Below are 2,352 nucleotides of genomic sequence, written 5' to 3' on the forward strand. Positions count from 1 at the left end.
TGCTTCCAAAGTCATGATGCCATGAGCCTAACGACCGAAGGTCAATGCACCCTTGGAAGTGCTGGACACTTCCTGAGCACGCAGGGCCCTCTGGGCATCGGCGAGATTCTCACGCATCAGCCGCAGCAGTCCCTTGGGTGCCGCGGGATGGTCGTTGAGCCATTCCCTGGTTGCCTTGACTGTGTGGCCACTGACCGGGGGAAACAGCCGCAGAGTCATGGTCTGCGCCATCTCGAGGGTCCGAGTCTCCCACCATCCGGAGACCCGCTGGAAGTATTCGGTGGAGAAATTCTGCAAGGGGGCCTGTGAGGCGAGGATCTCACCGGTCTCCGTCTGCAGCCCGGCCGCGAATCCCAGTGCCAGGGCACCGAGCTCGGAATTCGGAAGTTCGACATCATCGAGGATCCTCATGTACGCCTTCGACTTCGCCGCCGAGGTGGGTCGTGCGCTGCGCGCCGTCGCCGCCTGCCGTGCACCGGCCGCTGACGGATCGGTTGTGGCCATGTCCATGATCGCGGAGTCGTCGATCGCATCATGCGCGGACAAAGCGATGATGATCTCCCAGCTGAGATCGGTGTCGATGGTGATTCCGTGGATCGTGTCCTCGGCGGCGCCCAGCCAGGACTTCAGCTGGGAGATCTGTGCTTGGCTCGTCGCATGTTTGATGAAGCCGCGAACGAACTGAAATGCCTGGTCAGTGCCAGCCGAGACCGTGTCGAGGAGCTCTGCGAAGCGGTCAGCGACGGCAGTATGGGCCTCGGCCCGTTCTGCTGGAGGCAGGTAGGCCCCGACAGCGGTTTCGAGCTGACGCATCTGAGTGAGCAGCCCCGAGGAATGTGTCACGGCTGCGAGGTTGTCCAAGACCGTGGCGATGTAGTCCTGAGCCGGGCGCTGACCATCCCTGACGGTGTCCCACAGGGTGCCGAGGACGAGCAGCTGGGTCAGCGAATCATCGAAGTCGCCCAGTCGCGTTGCAGCCACGTCCATACTCTCGCGATCGAAGCGGACCTTCGCATAGCTCAGGTCCTCGTCGTTGACGATGACCACCTCGGGCTTGGGCAGACCTCGGGCTTCGTCGACGGTGGTCGACTCGGAGTCGATGTCGAGCGGGAAGCTGTGAGTGCGGACGAGTCGGCCCTGGCCGTTGTCGGAATAGAACCCGATGGACAGACGGTGCGGACGCAGAGATGGGACCGGCTGCCCCTCGATCTCCCAGGGCTTCTGGGTCACGCGCAGCTCGGTCACCACCTCGGCGTCCTTTTCGGTTTCGGTGTCGAGCTCGGCTTCGATGAGGTTGACACCGGACTCCTCGAGCCACAGCTTCGACCAGGTGGCGAGGTCCCGACCACTTGTCGCCTCGAGCTCGCCGAGGAGGTCGGGCAGTTCCGTGTTCGACCACGCATGCTTGTCGAAATAGCGTTTCAGGCCGGAGAAGAACTCGTCGCGACCGACCCACGCGACGAGCTGTTTGAGCACCGAGGCCCCCTTGGCGTAGGTGATGCCGTCGAAGTTGACCTCGACATCGGCGAGGTCTTCGATGCTCGCGACGATCGGATGCGTGCTCGGCAGCTGATCCTGGCGGTAGGCCCATGACTTCTCAATCGTGGCGAACGTCGTCCAGGCGTCTGAGTATTCGGTGGCCTCGGCCGTGGCCAACGTTGACATGAATTCGGCGAAGGACTCGTTGAGCCACAGATCGTTCCACCACTTCATGGTGACCAGATCCCCGAACCACATGTGGGCCAGTTCGTGGAGCACCGTCACGGTGCGGCGCTCCACAAGTGCCTCGGTGGGCCGGGACCGGAATACGTAGTTCTCCAGAATGGTCACGGCTCCGGCGTTCTCCATCGCACCGGCGTTGAACTCGGGAACGAAGAGCTGATCGTATTTCTCGAACGGGTAGGACTCCCCGAACTCACGTTCGTAGAATTCGAAACCGGCTCGGGTGATGTCGAACAGGTTCTGTGCATCAAGATGCTCGAAGAGGGAGTCGCGGCAGTACAGCCCCAGGGGAACGGGGGAGCCGTCAGAGGATGTCAGCTCGGAGTGCACGCTGCGGTACGGGCCGGCCACGATCGCAGTGATGTAGGACGAGATCGGGGTCGTCGGGGCGAACTGCCACACCGCGGTGTCGTCGACCGGCGCTTCGTCGAGTTCGGTGAAGACTTCGCCGGGATCACCGGGAGTCGGGGTGGGGGAATTCGACACGACCGTCCAGCGGCTAGGGGCGACGACGGTGAAGGAGAACGGAGCCTTGAGGTCGGGCTGTTCGAACACGGGGAAGACGCGCCTGGCGTCGGGGACCTCGAACTGCGAGTAGAGGTACACCTCGTCGTCGATGGGATCGATGAA

General features: G+C 62.8%; 1 protein-coding gene. It reads right to left on the reverse strand.

Annotated elements, in window-relative coordinates:
* Positions 1 to 27: 27 nt before the first annotated feature.
* Positions 28 to 2,352: aminopeptidase N (gene pepN, locus L0G76_RS15785; RefSeq protein ID WP_304358082.1), on the reverse strand; the 2,325-nt coding region annotated here is incomplete at its 5' end.

The organism is Brevibacterium picturae, from assembly GCF_030453725.1.
Classification (GTDB): domain Bacteria; phylum Actinomycetota; class Actinomycetes; order Actinomycetales; family Brevibacteriaceae; genus Brevibacterium; species Brevibacterium sandarakinum_A.